Below are 1,882 nucleotides of genomic sequence, written 5' to 3'. Positions count from 1 at the left end.
CCGAGCAATTCGCATTGTTGTAATGTTTGTTGTAGCTCACTGCGTTTTTCAGGATGAGCAATGGCATTTTGGGTAATGAATAACGGACTGCGATTTTTACCAATGCGGTATAAATGATTTTTAAGCAGATTCACTTTGGTTTTAAGTGGGAAATCTTGAGTGCTGACGACTTCTTTTGCAATCAATTGGCCAATCCGTACTGGCATGACATGATCCATTTGTTTAAACATTTCTTTGACCAGCAATAACGTCGCTAATGGTTTGTAAATCATTGAAGCGCCATAAAAGGTGGCAGAGTTCTTCGCATCCACATACATGGGTAAAAGCGGCGCATTACAGGCGCGAGCCATTTTTAAAAATCCGCTGTGCCAATGTAAATCTGTGACGCCAGTAGGGCGTAAACGCGACACTTCACCCGAGGGGAAAATCAATACCGCACCTTCATTTTTGAGGTGATGATGAATTTCATTTAAGTGTTGTTTCGGTGTTCCACCAGTCATGTTACGTACTGGCAATAAAATGGAATGAAGCGGTTTAATGGCCATTAGTAATTCATTGGCAACGACCTTGATGTCTGGTCTCACCTGACTAATCAGTTTGATTAATGCCAGCGCATCAAGTGAACCGATAGGGTGATTGGCGTAGATCACCACTCGACCTTCAATGGGAATATTTTCAATTTCGTTATTGGGGACGCTGTAACTGAAATTCAAACAGGCAAGAATTTGTTCAACAAAATCGACCCCGGATAAATGCGCATGTTCGTTGGCAATGTCATTACACTGCTTTTCATGAAGCAAGTAACGTAACATGGCTTTAGTCGGCACGGCTAACCAAGGCTTGTTATGCACATTTGGCAGGTTTTTTTCTACCACATTATCAACAGTAAATATCATATTTTAGCCTTATTTATGCAACGTGCTGTTTTTGGGGCGTGATGATTGAAGTAGCCTCTGAACTGCCAAAATCAATCGTGTTTACTGCTGTAGCTTGCAACGTTTGTTCATCCCACTTAAGCAACTGCACATCTCCAGATTCTGTCTCTGCTATGAGAGTACAATTTTCAACCCAATCACCATCATTTGCGTAAGTGATGATGTGGTTATTAATCGTATGCTGTGATAATTCTGGCTGATGGATATGGCCACATATCACCATGTCGACTTGTTTTTTAATGGCATAGCGCAGTACGGCATCTCGGTATTGATTAATGGCTTGCTGAGCTTTGTTGACGCGGAGTTTTATGTAGCTGGCTAGTGACCAATATGGATATCCTAGGCGGCTTCTTACTCTGTGTAACTGACGATTTAGCCACAACAACACATCATATAAATGGTCGCCTAATTTTGCGTAGGTACGACTAACACATACTTGTGAGTCAAATTGATCGCCATGAAGCATTAAAAAACGTTTCCCACTCAGAGACTGATGAATATGCTGTTTAACGAGGGTAATACCTCTGAAATGACTGTCGGCATAATCTTTGAAAGCCTCATCATGATTACCTGGTATGTAAATAACTTGGGTGCCACTACTGGCCAGTTCGAGGATTTTTTGTATCACTTTATTGTGGCTGTCGGGCCAATAAACACGTTTTTTTAGTGCCCAGATATCGACAATGTCACCGACTAAATACAGGTATTGGCATTGGCTATGATTGAGAAAATGTAATAAAAAATCGGCTTTACAATCAATGCTGCCTAGATGAACATCCGATATCCACAAGGCATGAAAATGCTGAACTTTGTCACTGTGAGTTAAGTGCGATAAAGGTTGGCGTTGTTGATTGCTTTTTTTGCTGTGTGAGATCATCCGTCATTCACCCTAATACACAGATTGCGTCAGTGTTGATTTAGAGTAGGGCAGCTATTTGACGATAAGG

At 41.3% G+C, this 1,882-nt stretch carries 2 protein-coding genes; both read right to left on the bottom strand.

Going from position 1 to position 1,882, the window contains the following annotated elements:
• The coding region (locus tag CXF78_RS15925) for a GNAT family N-acetyltransferase (protein ID WP_180957179.1) at nt 1-896 on the bottom strand (896 nt) is incomplete at its 3' end.
• A 13-nt stretch (nt 897-909) separates the two neighbouring features.
• Nucleotides 910-1,812: a UDP-2,3-diacylglucosamine diphosphatase gene (locus CXF78_RS15920; RefSeq protein WP_102037332.1), complete on the bottom strand. Its 903-nt coding sequence runs from the start codon at nt 1,810-1,812 to the stop codon at nt 910-912.
• Nucleotides 1,813-1,882: the final 70 nt, after the last annotated feature.

The organism is Shewanella sp. 11B5, assembly GCF_002836795.1.
In the GTDB taxonomy this organism is placed as follows: domain Bacteria; phylum Pseudomonadota; class Gammaproteobacteria; order Enterobacterales; family Shewanellaceae; genus Shewanella; species Shewanella frigidimarina.
The sequence above is the reverse complement of the archived record's forward strand: the minus strand, read 5'-3'. Positions and strand labels throughout refer to the sequence as shown.

Bases quoted from the DNA above. Each gene is read 5' to 3' on its own strand.
- CXF78_RS15920 (WP_102037332.1), bottom strand. From the start codon at position 1,812: ATGATCTCACACAGCAAAAAAAGCAATCAACAACGCCAACCTTTATCG.